Below are 16,387 nucleotides of genomic sequence, written 5' to 3'. Positions count from 1 at the left end.
TCAGCCTTGAACGGGCACAAGGTTGACCGCCGAGTATTTCCCTCGTCGATCGACCTCAAGGTCGAACTCATAGCGTTCGCCTTCGTTCAGACTGCTAAGGCCCGAACGCTCCACCGCGCTGATATGCACGAAGGCATCCGGCTGGCCATCGTCGCGCACCAGAAAGCCGAAGCCCTTCATTGAGTTGAAGAACTTCACGGTTCCGGTCGCCTTCTCACCCGTCAGCTCGCGCTGCGGAGCAGCGGCACGCTGAGGCGTTTCGATGACGTCGCCCACGATCTGGAGATCCTGAGCAGAAATCTTCCCACCCCGATCAACCAGATTGAACTCCAGCCCCTGGCCTTCAGCGAGGCTTTCCAGCCCGGCACGCTCGACCGCGCTGATATGGACGAAGATATCATCCCCGCCGCTTTCCTGCTGGATGAAGCCGAAGCCTTTCTGGGCGTTGAAAAACTTTACGGTGCCCTTGCCGGTGCCGACGACCTGCGCGGGCATGCGGTTGAAGCCGCCGCCCTGTCCGCCGCCGCCGCCCGGGCCGCGGCCACCGCCGCCGCCAAACCGGTCGCCACCACCGAAGCGGTCACCACCGCCACGACCGCGATCGCCGCCCTGGCGGTCATCACCAAACCGATTGCCACCCCCGAAATCACCTGGCGGCGAGTAGCTGTCCATTCCACCGCCGAAGGGGTCGAAGCCGTCCTCGCCGAAACCGTCGCGCTTGTCCCGACCCCGGCGGCGCCCTCTGTCATAACCCATAACTTAATTCGTACCCTGTAACGCCGCCCCGCCTGTCAACTGCGCCGGTAGTGCGGACGACTGCCTTACCGGACACGGCAGGCACGCCGGCAAATGGCCGGTTTCCCCACCTATTCAAACCATCTTCATAGCGCACAATTGCATGCCAAGCGAATGATTTAACGCAGACCCGCCGTTTGGAGCATTATTGTGACATTTTGGCATAGGCTGTTGATTCGCACGTTTCGGGATTTCAGTTGCCCGGAATGAGCGATTTGGGCATGAGCGAAGCATGGCTGATGACATTTTCCGCACTTTGTCAGACTCGGTGCTGGCAAGTCCGCAAATCCAGGTCGAAGACGTCGCCAGGGCACGCGACCAGGGCGTGACGCTGATCGTCAACAACCGACCTGACGGCGAATCACCCGACGATCCGCAAGGTCCGGAGATCAAAGCCGCCGCCACTGCTGCGGGACTGGACTATGTTGCCATCCCCGTTACCCATTCCGGTTTCAGCATGCCGCAGGTGGATGCGATGGCAGATGCTCTGTCGGGTGCACAAGGCAAGGTGCTGGCCTATTGCCGCAGCGGTACGCGCTCGACGCTGCTGTGGGCCATGGCGCGAGCCAAGCAAGGCGAATCGCCTGATGCGATTGCGGAGGCAGCGGCCGCTGCCGGCTATGACGTCACGCCCGTCCGCGCCACGATGAATGCGCTTGCAGCTCAGGCCAACGACTGATCGAAATCGCCCAACATCGCTAGCTACACCGGTGCGCTTGCCGCAAGGCGCAGCTCGTGCCAATCCATCGCATATGGATACGTCGTCCACCCTGACGCAGTTTCTCGGCTCGCTACTGGCGATTCTCGCGTTGGCAGGCATCGCCTATTGGCTGAAGCTGGGGCCCGCCCCCAGGCTTGAGAACGAGGCAGATGCCCGCCGCGCAGCAGACGAAGCGGTGAGCGGATTCGACCCGGTCGCAATCGGGATCGACGCCGAAGGGCGCGGCGCAATCATGCGCGATGCCCGCGGCAGGCTACTGGTGCTGCGGCCCCATGGAACGCATTTCGCCGGACGCATCCTTTCGGCAGGCGCGCAGGCGCAAGGCGATGGCGAGCGTTTGTTGATCGATACCGGCGAGAAGCGCTTTGGGCCGGTCCACCTCACTCTCGAAGGCGCGGAAACTTGGGCCGCGGAGATTCGGAGCATATATAGAAGCAGCGATGCCTGACTTTTCGCCAACCGATTATGCCGTGCCCGGCTTCGTCCTGCTGGTCCTGATCGAGATGATCTGGGCCTGGAGGAAGCGACCCGGCGCCTATGAGCCGAAGGATACGCTTACCAGCCTTGCCTTCGGCCTGGGCAGCACGGTCGCCGGGCTGCTGACCGGCGGTGCGTTCCTGGCACTGTTCCTCTGGATCTGGCAATTCCGGCTGTTCGATCTGGGGGCCGAATGGTGGACCGTGTGGTGGGCATGGGCGGCCTGCTTCGTACTCGATGATCTCGCCTATTACTGGATCCACCGGTTCGGCCACCGCGTGCGCTGGTTCTGGGCCAGCCACGTCAACCATCATTCGAGCCAGCACTACAACCTCTCGACTGCGCTCAGGCAGACCTGGACCGGCTTTCTGACGCTGGGCTTCGCCTTCAAGCTACCGTTGGTGCTGCTTGGTTTCCATCCGGTGATGATTGCGATCTGCGGCGGATTCAACCTGATCTACCAGTTCTGGATCCATACCGAAGCGATCGACCGGATGCCGCGCTGGTTCGAAGCGGTGATGAATACGCCCAGCCACCACCGCGTGCACCACGCCACCAATCCTCGCTATCTCGACCGCAATTATGCCGGGGTCTTTATCGTTTGGGACAAGATGTTCGGGACCTTCGAACCCGAGACGGATGAAGAGACGATCCGCTATGGCATCGTCAAACAACTCGGCAGCTTCAATCTGTTGTGGGCGGTGTTCCACGAATGGATCGGGATCGCGCAGGACATGTGGCACGCGCCCTGGGGCAGCAAGCTTGGCTATCTGCTGCGCGAACCGGGCTGGACGCATGACGGCAGCCGTGAGACTTCCGACATGATCCGGGAGCGCTGGCAGGAACGGACCGCCCGGGAATAGCCCGGACCGGACGTCCAAATAGAAAGGGCGGACCCGCAGGCCCGCCCCTCCAAAATCATCTTTTCAGGCTCGTCAGAAGCTCTGGCGAACCGTCACGCCGAATGTGCGCGGCTGGTTGGTGCGATACGCCAGGCGTGCCCGGCCGCCGCGTTCACGGTCGAAGCTGAGCAATGCGTTCTCGTCCAGCACGTTGTTGACGTAGCCGATGATCGACAGGCCGCTGGTGAAGTCGATACCTGCAGAAAGGTTCAGCAGGTTATAGGACGGCAACAGCAGGTCCACCGTGGTCGATGCATCTGCAGGCGCTCCGCCAAACGGAAGGCCATGGACGAAAGTCCGTGGGTTGCCTTCCTGATCGGCCGGCTGCGTGTAGCGATTGCCGACATAGGTGAAGGAGGCCGAAAGATAGGCATCCGCCGAATCGCTTACCGGCCATTCGTAGCTGCCCGAAGCGGAAAGCTGGAACTTCGGCACCGATGGCAGGCGGTTGCCATTACGAATGCCGGTGGCAGTCGCAAATGGCTCGGGCAGTGTGGAATCGAACTCTGCCTCGATCAGGCTGCCCGAAAAGACAAGGTCCAGGCCTGCGGTCGGCGAAAGGCCGATTTCGGCTTCGACACCCATCGTGTGCGCCTTGTCGACGTTGAAGACCACGCGCGACGAACAGCTACCGGCATCCAGCGTTACCTGCAGGTTCTTGACGTCATTATAGAAGCCGGCGACGTTGGCGTAGAAGCCGCGGCCCTGCGTCTTTGCGCCAATCTCGTAGTTCCACAGCGACTCATCATCGTAGGACTGGAACGAACCGAACAGCGCCGCATCCTCTGCCGAACACAGCGTGATGTTGAGCGGATCGTTCACGCCGCCGAGACGGAAGCCTTTCGAAGCCTGCGCATTGAGCGTGATACTGTCGTTGACGTCATAGCTGACGAGCAGGCGCGGGCTAACCCCGTCCGAACTGGTCTTGTCGGTCTGATTGTCGCCATTGGCGAACAGTCCGCCCGAAATGAACTGGCGTTCTTCACTGAAGTCGTACCAGCGTGCGCCAAGCGTGATGTCGAGCGCGTCATTGACTGCAAGAGTGCCTTCGCCAAACACCGCGAACTGCTCGATGTCATAGGGCAGGTCGGCATTGTAGGGCGAATCGAGATCAGAGAAGCCATTCGCCACGGCGGCCGAGGTTCCCGCGCCCAGAGTGGCGTCGGTTACAGCGGCATAACCGGGGGTAGGCAGGCGCTGGCGATAGAAGCGGTCGGTCTGCGAATAAAACGCGCCGATCACCCACTGGAACGCACCGTCATAGTCGGAAGCGAAGCGCAGTTCCTGCGTGATCCCTTCGACGTCTGTGGTGTCGCGCAGGTTCGAAGGCAGCAGCACACCCGCATCGGGATAGCCGAGATCCACCGAGACCGAGCCAGTCAGCGCGCTCGCATCGCGGCTAACCAGGATATCGCGATTGGTGTAGGAACTGACCGAAGTCATGGTGATTGCGCCAAGATCGGCTTCGACCACCAAATCGGCGATCAGCGTTTCGTCCTCGAATGCCTCGCGGAGCAGCAGATACTGCTCACGCTCGTTGAACGTCACGGCAGGCCGCGTGGTCGTGTAGGGGTTGGCATAGAGATTGAAGATTTCCTGACGGTTGAATCCGTCCGCCTTGACCTTCTGATAGACGATCCGCGGCGTGATGCTGAAACCTTCGCCGGTATCGAGCTTGAACGCCAGGCGTCCGCCATAACGCTCGCCGCCATTGATATCCTCGCCGCCTGCAGGGCCCATCGCATTGATGAATCCGCCGTACTGAGTGTAATAGCCGACGGCGCGGAATGCGGCGTTGTCACCCACCGGGACATTCACTGCGCCCTTGAGGTGCCAGCCCAGATCATCTCCATCGACGAGGTTGACGTTGCCCTCGACCGAGCCTTCCGTAACACCCATCTGCGGCTGGTTGGTGATATAGCGGATCGTGCCGCCGACCGAACCCGAACCGAACAGCGTGCCCTGCGGACCGCGCAGCGTTTCGACGCGATTGAGGTCGAACAGGTCGAGATCGGGCGTAAACAGCGAAAGCGAGATCACCGATTCGTCGAGATAGACGCCGACCTGCTCTTTCACGCCGGGCTGGTCGCGAACGACCTGGCCGGCCGAAACGCCACGTACCGAAACCTGGCTCTGGCCCGGCCCGAGGTTCTGGACCGAGAGACCCGCTACGTTGCGCGACAGGTCTTCCAGTGTGGTTGCGCCGGAGCGCTGAATGTCTTCCTGCGTTTGCGCATTGATCGAGAACGGCACGTCCTGGATCGTCGAGCTGCGCTTCGTCGCGGTCACGACAATGACATTGCCTTCGGGCGCTGCAGCCTCGTCCTGCGCAAATGCAGGGGTGGCTGCCAGCCCGATCGCGCAGCTTGCCAGCATGGCAGCGCGCAGGGTTCGTGAATAGATCATGGGGGTTCCTCCTGTGATGTAGCGGGATATTTCCCGTGCACGGCTGGCTTCTGGAATTGTGACGCTATTCTGGCAATGCGCGGATTTCGCAGTTCTTGCCTTTTCTTCGCGCGTGTTACTTGGCCGCCACAGGGCCTGCGGACACAAAAAAGGGGCCGGAGCTACTGGCTCCGGCCCTTACCAAGTCGTTCGTTCGCAGGAGGAACGTAGTGAGGCGGGGGAGGAGGGAGAGGAGAAAGAACTCCTCGCCCCGCCAAACTGGTTGATCAGTTGTAGGCGCGTTCGCCGTGCTCGCCGATGTCGAGGCCATCGCTCTCGACTTCGGGGGAAACACGCAGACCCGTCAGCGCCTTGGCGATGTAGATCGCGATTGCGGTGCCGACGCCGGCCCAGCCAATCGAGACAAGCACCGACTTGATCTGGATCCAGACCTGTGCGCCCATGGCGAAGTCATCGCCACCTGGGCCGCCCAGTGCGGGCGAATAGACGATGCCGGTGCCGATGGCGCCGATCATGCCGCCGATGCCGTGGATGCCGAAAGCGTCCAGCGAATCGTCGTAGCCGAGCTTGGGCTTGAGCTTGGAGACCGCGAAGAAGCAGACTGCCGAAGCCACTGCACCCAGCACAATCGCACCGAGCGGGCCGGAGTTACCGGCAGCTGGCGTAACTGCGACCAGGCCGGCGATGATGCCAGAAGCGAAGCCCAGCGCCGAAGCCTTGTGGCCCGAAAGACGCTCGACAACCATCCAGGTCAGACCGGCAGCAGCGGTCGCGACGAAGGTGTTGATCATGGCAAGACCGGCGGTGCCGTCAGCCTCGAGCTCCGAACCGGCGTTGAAGCCGAACCAGCCAACCCACAGCAGGCCAGCGCCAACCATGGTCAGCGTCAGGCTGTGCGGCGGCATCGGTTCAGCAGGGAAGCCCTGGCGCTTGCCGAGGATGAGGCAGGCGACGAGAGCCGAAACACCGGCATTGATGTGGACCACGGTGCCGCCAGCAAAATCGAGCGCGCCCCATTCGAACATCAGGCCCCCGCCTGCCCAGACCATGTGAGCAATCGGGAAATAGACGATCGTCAGCCAGATGGCGGTGAATACCATCGCAGCCGAGAACTTCAGGCGTTCCACCGTCGCGCCAAAGACCAGCGCAGCGGTAATCGCGGCAAAGGTCATCTGGAAGCTGACGAAGACATATTCGCTGATCACTTCGTCAGAGAAAGTTGCAGCGGTGCTGTCAACCGTCACCGATGAAAGGAAGTAGCTGCCCCCGCTGATGAAGGAGCCGAGCATACCTTCGTAGCTGGTTGCGCCGAATGCCAGCGAATAGCCCCAGCAGACCCAGATCAACATGGCCAGTGCCGCAGCGGCACCAACCTGCGTCATGGTGGACAGCATGTTCTTGGAACGGGTCAGGCCGCCATAGAACAGCGCCAGGCCCGGCAGGATCATCATAAGAACCAGGACGGTCGAAGTCATCATCCAGGCATTGTTGCCCGGATTGGCGACGGCGGGAGCAGCTTCGGCTGCTTCCTGCGCCATGGCGGCAGTCGCGGCGAACATCGAGGCGCCGAGGGCCCCCACGCCGCATGAAATTTTGCGGATCATTGTGTTACCCCTCATGAGCTTAGAGAGCCGTTTCGCCGGATTCACCGGTGCGAATGCGGGTTGCGCTGGCGAGATCGAGCACGAAGATCTTGCCATCACCGATGGCGTCCGTGCTGGCCGTTTGCTGGATGGTTTCGACCACCTGCGGCGCGATCTCGTCGCTCGCAGCGATTTCGATCTTCACCTTGGGAAGCATATTGGTCGAATATTCGGCTCCGCGGTAGATTTCGGTCTGGCCTTTCTGGCGACCGAAGCCCTTGACTTCCGAGACGGTCATGCCGGCAACGCCGATGCCGCCCAGTGCTTCGCGCACCTCGTCGAGCTTGAACGGTTTGATAATGGCGATGATGAACTTCATCCCTGCCCCTTTCTGCATTCCGGGCCTTGTCCCGGCCACATATGAGCAGCAAGAGGTGTGCCAATACCGAAATTGGGCTTTATCGCAGTGGGTTAGCAGAGTAGTACTCAGACCGGACGCGCAACGCCTGCCTAATTTTTAATCATTTGGTCATTTTTTGGGCAACTTCAGCCGCGCCCAGACCGGCAGATGGTCCGATGCCTGCACCGCCAGCGAGCTATGGTGCACGCCGCTATCGACATAATCCCATTCCGGCGTAGCCACGATCCGGTCCAGCCGTGCGATCGGGCGGCGCGAGGGATAGCTCGCCCCGGGCGTGATGACCTGCCAGCCCAGGCCAAAGTGGCGCATTGCCCCCGTCAACCGGCCCCACTGGTTGAAGTCCCCCAAAATGACTGTCGGCTTGCGCCCGCCATCGGCGCAATAAGCCCGCATCGCGTTCACTTGATCGCTTCGCCGTAGCCCCGAAATATCGAGATGCGTGCCCAGGATGCGGATCGCGCGGCCATCGACCTTCACCTCTCCCATCGCCGCGCCGCGTGGCTCCAGCGTGGGCAGATCGAGCGCCTCCCCGCCGATGATCCCGTATGAGCGGCGCACCAGCAACGCATTGCCATGCCAGCCGAGGCTGCGGGGGCGCTTCGCCACCGGAATTTCGCGCCAGGGCGTATCGTCGAGCAGCGCGCGCGGAAGTACACTGGCGCGCTGGCCGAAGCGGCGATCAACCTCTTGCAAAGCGATGATGTCTGCATCCAGTTCGCGCAGCACGGTGATGATGCGTTCGGGATCGCGCCGCCGGTCCAGCCCAACCGCCTTGTGGATGTTGTAGCTGGCGAAAGTGAGCTCCACGCTACTTCCCGCTGGCCTCACTCCGAGGCGGCCTCCACATTGCCCGCGATATAGCGGTCAGAGGCGCGGGTGGGCAGGCCGTCTATGCTCCGCACGCGGCCAGCCACCTTTTCTTCCCAGGCCGCAGGTTCCGTCTGGCGATGGTATTTCACCAGCGTATCGCGTTCGGTTTCCAGGGTCATAAGCGGAACGCCCCAGCCGCAACTCGTCTGCACGCTTTCGATCTCGATCACGAAGATCTGCCGCGTGCCGGGCAGCAGAGTGAAATGTGCCGCCAGCTCGTCCCAACCGTCATCCTGCGGCAGGACCGGCACGCCGCGACCATAGATGCGCAGGATCAGCGCAGGCTGTTGGAAATTGCAGAACATCAGCGTGATGCGGCCGTCTGCCACCAGATGGGCATGCGTTTCATTGCCCGATCCGCTGAGATCGAGATAGGCGACCCGTTTGGGCGAAAGCACGCGGAAGGCATCATAGCCCTTGGGGCTGAGGTTGACGCGCCCCTCTGCCGCAGCCGTGGCGACGAAGAAGACCGGCTGCCGTTCGATCATGGCAATGTGCTTGTCACTCAGTTCATCGAAGAATTCGGCCATCAGAGGAAGTCCTTCAGGGTTGCCATGAAGCGTTCGAACTGGTCGTGATGCAACCAATGCCCCGCGTTTTCGAACTCGATCACGCTGGCGTTGTTGAAATGGACCAGCCGCCCGTCCTTCTCCGGATTGGAGGCCCAGCTATCCGCCCCATAGAGCAGCAATGTCGGGGCGGAGATCGCAGCCCAGGTCTGATGCAGGAACTCGTCGGCAATGTCCTCGACCGGCCAGACGTTGAGATGCGGATCGAACTTCCAGCTATAGGTGCCGTCTTCGTTGCGATTGACGCCGTGGATCGTCAGGTGCCGCGCCTGATCTTCGGTGAGGTAGGAGTTCTCCTCGATCATTCGGGCGAATGCCGCCTCGATGCTTTCATATTTGCGCGGAGTTCGGCCCGATGCGGCGCGCTTCTTGCCGATCCATTCGTTGAGCCGTTCGGGATAGGGGCGATCGCGCAATTCCGCCTGACGCGTGGGGCTGGGTCCCAGCCCTTCGATGGCGACGATCTTCTTGACCATATCGGGGAATGTGCCCGCGTAGCGCAGCGAGACATTGCCGCCCATCGAATGGCTGACGATCGTGACCGGCCCAACGCCAAGCTGGTGGATCAGCTGCGCCAGGTCATAGACCATGTCATTCGACTGGTAGTTGCCGTCGGAGACCCATTCGCTATCGCCGTGGCCGCGATGGTCGAAGGCGATCACATGCCAGTCATCGCGCAATTCCTCCGCTACCCAGTCCCAGCTGCGGCAATGGTCGCGCCCGCCATGGACGAGCACGAGAGGCGGCTTGCCGCGATTGCCCCAATCGACACAGTGCAGCCTGAGGCGCTGCGAGATGAAGGTTTGCGAAGTCGGTCCGGTCAGCGTCATGGCGCATCCATGCCGCGAAGCGCAGCGGCCCGCAAGCTCACCTTTCCTTGGTGGCCGAGAAGGCGAGGTCCGGGTGCTTTTCCGCCTGGTAATTCACATCCCACGGACTCTTGGCCATGAAGACCAGATCGCCGTCGCGATCGCGCGCCAGATTCGCGCGGTTGAAATCCTCGAACTGCTTGACCGCCGGTGCATCACCCCTGACCCAGCGCGCGGTGGCAAAGGGGGCCGCTTCGAGCGAAGCCTCCACCTTGTATTCGGCCTCCAGCCGCGAAATGAGCACTTCGAGCTGCAATTGGCCGACCACGCCCACGATCCATTGCGCGCCGATTTCCGGGTAGAACACCTGAATCACGCCTTCTTCTGACAGATCGTCAAGCGCCTTCCTGAGCTGCTTGGTCTTGGTCGGATCCTTGAGCTGCACGCGGCGCAGGATTTCCGGCGCGAAATTGGGCAGGCCTGTGAAGCGGATCTGGTTCGTCTCGCTCAGCGTATCGCCGACCCGCAGGGTGCCGTGATTGGGGATGCCGATAATATCGCCTGCTTCCGCCGTATCGGCGATCTCGCGGTCCTGCGCGAAAAACAGGATCGGCGAGTGGATCGCGATCGGCTTGCCCAGGCCTGAAGGCGTCAGCTTCATGCCGCGTTTGAAAGTGCCCGAAACCTGCCGCATGAAGGCGATCCGGTCACGATGATTGGGGTCCATATTGGCCTGCACCTTGAAGATGAACCCGGTCACTTCGTCTCTGGACGGAGGAATCTCGACCTCTCCCGCAGGTTGAGGGCGCGGCGGCGGAGCGTATCGTGCAATCGCCTCGATGAGTTCGGTAACGCCGAAGTTCTTCAGGGCGCTCCCGAAATAGACCGGGGTCAGGTCGCCGTGACGATAGGCCTCCAGGTCAAACTCGGGATAGCCCACCTGCGCCAGCTCGATCTCTTCCGCAAACTCTTCGGGGATCGAGGGGTTCTCATCGCGTTGGCCATGATATTCCTTCGACGGGCCTTCGGGGCGGCTCACGCTGCCGCTGGCGAAATCGAGCACTCCTTCGAAACGCCCGCCCATGCCTACCGGCCAGCTTTGCGGGCTGACATCGAGCGCCAGCATGTCCGCCACTTCGTCGAGCAGTTCGAAACCCTCTCGTCCTTCGCGATCGACCTTGTTGACGAAAGTGATGATCGGCACGCTGCGCAAACGGCAGACCTCAAACAGCTTGCGCGTCTGCGGCTCGATACCCTTGGCCGCGTCAATCACCATGATCGCGCTATCGACCGCAGTGAGCGTGCGATAGGTGTCTTCGGAGAAGTCCTCGTGCCCCGGCGTGTCGAGCAGGTTGAAGGTCACACCGTCGCGCTCGAAAGTCATCACGCTGGACGTGACCGAGATACCACGCTGCTGCTCGATCTTCATCCAGTCCGAACGTGCACGCCGCGCCTGTCCGCGCGCCTTGACCTCGCCCGCGAGGTGGATCGCGCCGCCCTGCAGCAGCAGCTTCTCGGTAAGCGTGGTCTTGCCCGCGTCAGGGTGCGAGATGATTGCGAAAGTACGGCGATTCGAAGTCATGAATTCTCGACAATCTTCAGCTGCGCGCGACCTGGAAGCCGGCGAAGCTCTGGCTCACAGGCATCAATTCCAGCGCATTGATGTTGAGGTGCGGCGGCAGTTCCGCGACCCAGCGCACTGTCTCGGCGATATCCTCGGCAGTCATCGGTTCGGCGCCGCCGTAAAGCTTCTCATGCGCTTCCTGGTTGCCGCCAGTGCGCACAAGCGTGAATTCGGTCTCCACCATCCCCGGCTCGATCGAGGTCACACGCACGCCAGTACCCGCCAGATCGCTGCGCAAACCCAGGCTGAACTGGCGCACAAAGGCCTTGGTCCCGCCATAAACATTGCCGCCCGTATAGGGATAATTCGCCGCGACCGACGAGAGGTTGATCACCGCACCCTTGCGCTCGATCAGGCTGGGCAGGAGCTTGTGTGTGAGCGACGCCAGTGCGGTGACATTGGTGTCGATCATCACCTTCCACTGCTCGAGATCGGCTTTATGCGCAGGGGAAGTGCCGAGCGCCAGCCCGGCATTGTTGACCAGCAGGTCGATGCCCGCAAAATCTTCGGGCAAGCTGTCGAGAGCAGCATCGCGCGCGGCCTCGTCGCGGATATCGAACACGGCGGCATGGAGCTTGTCCGCACCCAGTTCATCGACCAGCGCATCGAGCCGTTCGGCCCGGCGTCCAGTGGCGATGCAGCGCCATCCGCTCGCAACCAGGCTACGAACGCAGGCCTCGCCAATCCCGGCGGTGGCTCCAGTTACGAGTGCCGTCCGGCTCATCCGCGCAGCTCCCCGCCCTGCTTTGCCGCCGCTGCGACGATCGCGTCGGAGATCGCCTTGAGATCGGCATCCTTGTAGCTTTGCTCCTGCGGCTGGAGTGTGACTTCCAGCGCGATCGACTTCCTGCCCTCGGGCACGCCTTGCCCGGCGAAAACATCGAACACGCGCGCGTGGACGATGTTCTTCTTGTCGGCACCCTTGACCGCACGAACCAGATCGCCCGCCGCCAGCCCGGCCGGGACGAGGAAGGCAAAGTCGCGCGTCACCGCCTGCAAGGCCGGAGGCGCATAGGGCGCACGGGCAAAACCGCCGCCACTCCTCTTTGCCGGGATAGCATCCAAATGAATGCCGCCCGCCACCACCGGCACATCGATGCCATAAGTCTTGAGCATCGTGGGATGGATCGTACCGAAGCTGGCCAGCCGGTTCTTGGGCCCAAGCCGCAGAGTCGCCGACTGGCCGGGATGATAGAAATCGCCCGCCTCACCCATGATCATCAGGTTCGCAACCGGCGCTCCTGCCGCTTCGAGCAGCGAGAGCACCAGTGACTTCGCATCATAGGCGTCAAACGCCTGACCTTTACCGTTCTGCCAGCCGCGCCCCAAGCGATCCCCGGCCAGCACGAAAGCGAGCGAGGGATGCTCGCCATCTTCCAGATAGCGACGACCAATCTCGAACAGGCGCACGGCTGACTGTCCGCGGTCGAGATTGCGTTGGACGGCTGAGAGCAACCCCGGCAGCAGCGAAGGTCGCATGATCTTGAGGTCTTCGCTGATCGGGTTTTCCAGCACCCAGCGTCCCCCGCCGACGCTCTTGGCCTCGCTTTCCGAGATAAAGGACCAGGTGATCGCTTCGTGCAATCCGCTGGCAGCCGCGGCCCTGCGCAAGCGCCGCTCAAGCCCCTGTTGCGGTGTAGCCGTAGGCTTGGCCACGCCCTCGGCACGCGGCAGCGCGACGCTTTCGACCTTGTCGAGACCGTGAATGCGCACCACTTCCTCGACCAGATCGGCTGACCCTTCGATGTCATGACGGCGCAGCGGGCAGGTGACTTCCCAATCCTCCGAAACGCCGAATTCGAGCGCTTCGAGGATGCGGCGCTGCTCATCTGCAGGCACTTCGACACCACCCAGTTTCGCCGTCAATGCGGGATCGAACTGGATCAGCTTCGGCTCGCTCGGCGGAGCGCCTGCGCGCACCACTTCGCTGGCTTCGCCACCACACAGGTCAATCGCGAGCTGGCTTACAATCGCCAGGCCATCGTCAAGGAAAGCCGGGTCCACACCCCGCTCGAACCGGGTCCGCGCATCGGAGGCCAGACCCAGCTTGCGCCCGGTCACGCCAATGCGCTTCGGATCGAAATAGGCGATCTCGATCAGGATGTCGGTGGTGCTCTCGGAAACGCCCGAATGCTCGCCGCCCATGATACCCGCGATATCATGCACACCGGCATCATCCGCGATCACCGTCATGCTCTCATCAAGCGTGTAGGTCTTCTCGTTGAGCGCGAGCACCTCTTCGCCGTCTGTTGCGCGGCGGGCAACCACTGGTCCGGTCAGCTTGGCAAGGTCATAGACATGCGCCGGGCGCCCATGCGCCAGCATGACGTAATTGGTGATGTCCACCAGCGCGCTGATCGGGCGCTGACCGGCGGATATCAGTCGCCGCTGCATCCAGTCGGGCGACGCACCATTCTTCACACCACGAATGACACGGCCATAGAAAGCCGGGCAGCCTTCAGCGTCGTCGGTCCGGATTTCGACCGGGCAAGCGCCTGCACCCTTAACTGCGGGGCGAGGATGGCTGCGGAACACACCGATCCCGGCAGCGGCCAGGTCGCGCGCGATCCCTTCCACACCCATGCAATCGGGACGGTTGGGCGTGATCGCGACATCGAACACGGGCGATGCACCCTGGTAGCTGGCGAAGCTCTCGCCCACCGGCGCATCCTCGGGCAATTCGATGATTCCGTCATGCTCGTCGCCCAGTTCGAGCTCGCGCACCGAACACATCATGCCATTGCTCTCGACGCCGCGGATCGCGCTCTTGCGCAATTCCATCCCGTTGGCCGGGACCACTGCGCCGGGCAGGCCCAGGACGCCCTTCATCCCGGCACGGGCATTGGGCGCGCCGCACACGACCTGCAACGGATCGCCTTCCCCCGTATCGACGGTGAGAACCTGCAGTTTGTCGGCATCGGGATGCGGCGCGGCGGTCAGCACCTTGGCGACACGGAAACCCGCCAGCCGTTCGGCCGGGTCCTCGATATCCTCGACCTCCAGGCCGATCGCATTGAGCTTGGCCGCGATCTCGCTAACGCTTGCCTCGGTTTCGAGGTAATCCTTCAGCCATTCGAGCGAGAACTTCATGCTTTCGCTCCTACACCGGCGGAAAGGGTCGGCTGGTCGAAGGGCGAGAAGCCATAGTGGTCGAGCCAGCGCAGATCGCCGTCGAAGAAGGCGCGCAAATCGTCCATCCCGTATTTCAGCATGGCGAGGCGGTCGACGCCCACGCCGAAGGCAAAGCCTTGCCATTCATCCGGGTCGAGCCCGGCGAATTCGATCACGCGGCGGTTGACCACGCCCGAACCAAGCAGCTCCATCCAGCCGTGGCCAGGCGCATCACCGTCTCCGCCGAGCACACGCCTGCCGTTCACGACTTCAAAGCCCACGTCGACCTCGACACTCGGCTCGGTGAAAGGGAAATAGCTGGGCCGCAGCCGCAGCACGATATCGTCACGCTCGAAGAAAGCCTTGAGGAAGGTCTCGAGCGTCCATTTGAGGTGCCCCAGGTGGATGCCCCGGTCGATCACCAGCCCTTCGACCTGATGGAACATCGGCGTATGCGTCGCGTCGCTATCGCTGCGATAGACACGGCCCGGCGCGATGATGCGGATCGGCGCGCCCTGCTCCACCATGCTGCGGATCTGCACCGGCGAAGTGTGCGTGCGCAGCAACATGCGGTGCCCATCGGAGTCATTATCGCTCTCTGGGAAATAGAAGGTGTCATGCATGGCGCGCGCGGGATGGCTCTCGTCCATGTTGAGCGCGGTGAAATTGTGCCAGTCATCTTCGATTTCCGGTCCGGTCGCGACGGCGAAGCCCAGGTCGGCGAAGATTTCTGCCAGTTCGTCCATCACCTGGCTGACCGGATGGACCGAGCCGCGCGGGGCCTCGGGTGCAGGCAGCGTCAGGTCAAGAGTCTCGCTCGCAAGCTGCGCATCTAGCGCCGCCGCCTCGAGCGCGTCTTTTCGTGCCGCGATGGCGTCGGCCACTTCCGCGCGCACCGCCTGGATCGCGGGCGCGGCTTCCTGCCGCTCTTCCGGGCTCATGCTGCCAAGCGTCTTGAGCGCCAGCGAGACCCAACCCTTCTTGCCAAGCGCCGCCACACGCTGTTCTTCCAGCGCATCGAGCGTATCCGCCACGGCGATCGCGGCAAGCGCCGCATCCTTCTGGGAGTTCATTTCAGTCATTGCGCCAATTTCATCTTCGAAGGGCGCCCCGCTAGCGTCAAATGGCGCACAAGGCAAAGCGCGAATGCCCCAAGACATAGCGAAGACATGGAGACCGGGCCGGCCTCCCGATCCGCAGGCATCGGCCGCGTGTCATTCTGGGTGGGCTTGAGGCGGCTCGTGCAGCGCCTGGATCGCCTTGCCCGCAATCGCTGCCCGATCCCTCGCTGCTGCACGAAGGATGGGGTGTTCGAATCTGCCATAGGCCGAGGGCGACATTCCCATGAAGCGGTGGAAATCGCGCACGAAATGCGCCTGGTCGTGATAGTGATAATCCATTGCCCTCAGCCAACTCATCGTCGGATCGAGCATGAACTGCGCCAGGCTTCGCAGGAAGCGCTGGCGGCGCAATAGCAGCTTGGGCGAGAAACCGAACGCTCGCCGGGATATTCGCTCGAGCGAGCGCACGCTCATACCGGCACGTTCGGCCAGTTCGGAAACGGTCGCCACCTTCTCGTCGATCAAGGCTCCATTGATCGCGGAAATGACCCCGGCATCATGAAGTGGTCGATCGAGCAGCGTCTGCATATGCGCCTCGATCAGTGCAAGGCCGCTTTCAAAATGCGTGCCGGACTCCATCAAGGCTTCGGCGAGTGGGGCAAATGCGCCAAGCGCCGGGTCATCTCGCGCGTCCGCGCAACGATCGGCATAATCTCCGGCGGGTCTGTCCACGAACTTGGCCCAACCCAGCGGCAGCAAGCCAATGCCCCAGATGATCCCGCTCGACATTCTGAACCGGGTCGCCCGACTGGTCGGGCCGGTAACAGCGAGCCGGGGAGTCGGGGCAAGCTCTCCCGGACCGATCGAATAGCTGCTCTTACCCTGGATCAGGATACGCACATTGGCCCATTCGGGATGCAGATAGTCTTCGACGAACTCCCGCCCCTGCGAAAGGTCGAAGCGACAGTGGTAATAGGTGGTGACGAACGGCCGAAGCTCGGAAGCCGGCAAGGCGAAGCGAAGCGCAATATCCTTCAT

Annotated in this window: 15 protein-coding genes; 3 read left to right on the top strand and 12 right to left on the bottom strand. The window is 62.3% G+C overall.

Going from position 1 to position 16,387, the window contains the following annotated elements; all coding sequences use genetic code 11:
- Positions 1 to 756, bottom strand: a complete 756-nt coding sequence (locus ACQY6C_RS02290) for a cold-shock protein (RefSeq protein WP_427964168.1) — start codon at positions 754 to 756, stop codon at positions 1 to 3.
- Between the two features lie 271 nt (positions 757 to 1,027).
- Here ACQY6C_RS02290 and ACQY6C_RS02285 point away from each other — a divergent pair, with 271 nt between their 5' ends.
- The 3 genes from ACQY6C_RS02285 (at position 1,028) to ACQY6C_RS02275 (ending at position 2,856) form a co-directional block, all read left to right on the top strand.
- A complete protein-coding gene (locus ACQY6C_RS02285; protein WP_427964166.1) occupies positions 1,028 to 1,474 on the top strand; it encodes a TIGR01244 family sulfur transferase in 447 nt (148 codons plus the stop codon).
- A 73-nt stretch (positions 1,475 to 1,547) separates the two neighbouring features.
- Positions 1,548 to 1,964, top strand: coding sequence for a hypothetical protein (locus tag ACQY6C_RS02280; RefSeq protein ID WP_427964164.1), 417 nt, complete (start codon positions 1,548 to 1,550; stop codon positions 1,962 to 1,964).
- Positions 1,957 to 2,856 (top strand): sterol desaturase family protein, encoded by a 900-nt coding sequence (locus ACQY6C_RS02275; RefSeq protein ID WP_427964162.1) that lies wholly within the window; start codon positions 1,957 to 1,959, stop codon positions 2,854 to 2,856. The genes ACQY6C_RS02280 and ACQY6C_RS02275 overlap by 8 nt, the downstream gene beginning before the upstream one ends.
- Before the next feature lie 72 nt (positions 2,857 to 2,928).
- Here ACQY6C_RS02275 and ACQY6C_RS02270 read toward each other — a convergent pair whose 3' ends face one another.
- From ACQY6C_RS02270 to ACQY6C_RS02220, 11 genes are all read right to left on the bottom strand, one after another.
- Complete coding sequence (locus ACQY6C_RS02270; RefSeq protein ID WP_427964160.1) at positions 2,929 to 5,301, bottom strand: TonB-dependent receptor; 2,373 nt, start codon at positions 5,299 to 5,301, stop codon at positions 2,929 to 2,931.
- Between the two features lie 266 nt (positions 5,302 to 5,567).
- The gene (locus tag ACQY6C_RS02265; RefSeq protein WP_427964158.1) at positions 5,568 to 6,905 is read right to left on the bottom strand and encodes an ammonium transporter; all 1,338 of its coding nucleotides are present in this window, start codon (positions 6,903 to 6,905) and stop codon (positions 5,568 to 5,570) included.
- A 19-nt stretch (positions 6,906 to 6,924) separates the two neighbouring features.
- The gene (locus ACQY6C_RS02260; protein WP_427964334.1) at positions 6,925 to 7,263 is read right to left on the bottom strand and encodes a P-II family nitrogen regulator; all 339 of its coding nucleotides are present in this window, start codon (positions 7,261 to 7,263) and stop codon (positions 6,925 to 6,927) included.
- A gap of 150 nt (positions 7,264 to 7,413) precedes the next feature.
- Complete coding sequence (locus tag ACQY6C_RS02255; RefSeq protein WP_427964156.1) at positions 7,414 to 8,112, bottom strand: endonuclease/exonuclease/phosphatase family protein; 699 nt, start codon at positions 8,110 to 8,112, stop codon at positions 7,414 to 7,416.
- A 17-nt stretch (positions 8,113 to 8,129) separates the two neighbouring features.
- Positions 8,130 to 8,705, bottom strand: coding sequence for a pyridoxamine 5'-phosphate oxidase family protein (locus ACQY6C_RS02250; protein WP_427964154.1), 576 nt, complete (start codon positions 8,703 to 8,705; stop codon positions 8,130 to 8,132).
- Complete coding sequence (locus tag ACQY6C_RS02245; protein WP_427964152.1) at positions 8,705 to 9,574, bottom strand: alpha/beta fold hydrolase; 870 nt, start codon at positions 9,572 to 9,574, stop codon at positions 8,705 to 8,707. Before ACQY6C_RS02245 ends, ACQY6C_RS02250 begins: the two co-directional genes overlap by 1 nt.
- A 37-nt stretch (positions 9,575 to 9,611) precedes the next feature.
- Positions 9,612 to 11,135, bottom strand: coding sequence for a peptide chain release factor 3 (locus tag ACQY6C_RS02240; protein WP_427964150.1), 1,524 nt, complete (start codon positions 11,133 to 11,135; stop codon positions 9,612 to 9,614).
- 16 nt (positions 11,136 to 11,151) lie between these two features.
- On the bottom strand, positions 11,152 to 11,901 hold the full coding sequence (locus ACQY6C_RS02235; RefSeq protein ID WP_427964148.1) for an SDR family NAD(P)-dependent oxidoreductase: 750 nt from the start codon (positions 11,899 to 11,901) through the stop codon (positions 11,152 to 11,154).
- Entirely contained in the window at positions 11,898 to 14,267 is a 2,370-nt protein-coding gene (pheT, locus tag ACQY6C_RS02230) for a phenylalanine--tRNA ligase subunit beta (protein WP_427964146.1), read from the bottom strand. The genes ACQY6C_RS02235 and pheT overlap by 4 nt, the downstream gene beginning before the upstream one ends.
- The gene (gene pheS / locus ACQY6C_RS02225) at positions 14,264 to 15,370 is read right to left on the bottom strand and encodes a phenylalanine--tRNA ligase subunit alpha (protein WP_427964144.1); all 1,107 of its coding nucleotides are present in this window, start codon (positions 15,368 to 15,370) and stop codon (positions 14,264 to 14,266) included. The genes pheT and pheS overlap by 4 nt, the downstream gene beginning before the upstream one ends.
- Before the next feature lie 132 nt (positions 15,371 to 15,502).
- The gene (locus tag ACQY6C_RS02220; RefSeq protein WP_427964142.1) at positions 15,503 to 16,387 is read right to left on the bottom strand and encodes a helix-turn-helix domain-containing protein; all 885 of its coding nucleotides are present in this window, start codon (positions 16,385 to 16,387) and stop codon (positions 15,503 to 15,505) included.

The sequence above is a fragment of the Altererythrobacter sp. genome (assembly GCF_050299635.1).
GTDB lineage: Bacteria > Pseudomonadota > Alphaproteobacteria > Sphingomonadales > Sphingomonadaceae > Erythrobacter.
This window is presented reverse-complemented; position numbering and strand designations above follow the sequence as displayed.